The sequence below is a fragment of the Grimontia celer genome, assembly GCF_900055185.1.
In the GTDB taxonomy this organism is placed as follows: Bacteria; Pseudomonadota; Gammaproteobacteria; order Enterobacterales; family Vibrionaceae; genus Enterovibrio; species Enterovibrio celer.
This window is the reverse complement of sequence record NZ_FIZX01000101.1, coordinates 1-510: the sequence shown is the minus strand read 5'-3', so window position 1 is coordinate 510 and position 510 is coordinate 1. Positions and strand designations below refer to the sequence as shown.

Genomic DNA, 510 nt, shown 5'->3' with positions numbered 1-510 from the left:
AGATCGGTTTCGCACTCACTAAGTAAGCGATGAGTAATACGCTAGCAATTAATGCCAACCAAACCATCTGGAAGAATTCAACAGAGATACTTTGAAAGTCACGTGCGCCTCGGTGGTAAGCGACAACAGGCGTTAACGCCATAATCACGCCACGAAGTAGCAGCAACACAGGAATCCAAAGGCTGGTCCCGAGTGCAATAGCGGCGAGATCGGCAGGGCTTACTTGGCCAGCCATTGTCGTATCGACAAATCCCATCGCCTGGGTCGCTATTTGAGTCAAAATGATAGGAACCGAAAGATGCATAAGCGCACCCGATTCACGAGTCAAAGGACCAAGATTCGTTAGCATCGGAGTTCACAACACCAATATAAATACACGAATGATGGCAGGATGGCCGGTGTGCATTTTAGGATGTGCCCGTTGGGCGGGCGATAATATAAACACCTTACCGTATAGGGTCAAGCATTGGATTTATAGAGTTCCACTTGCTCAGAGGTACGGACAGGTTC

General features: G+C 48.4%; 1 protein-coding gene. It reads right to left on the bottom strand.

The genetic code is table 11. The features are described 5' to 3' along the window. Positions 1 to 349, bottom strand: a 349-nt coding sequence (locus tag GCE9029_RS25630; protein ID WP_269449292.1) for an MATE family efflux transporter, incomplete at its 3' end; no start/stop codon positions are given. Positions 350 to 510: the final 161 nt, after the last annotated feature.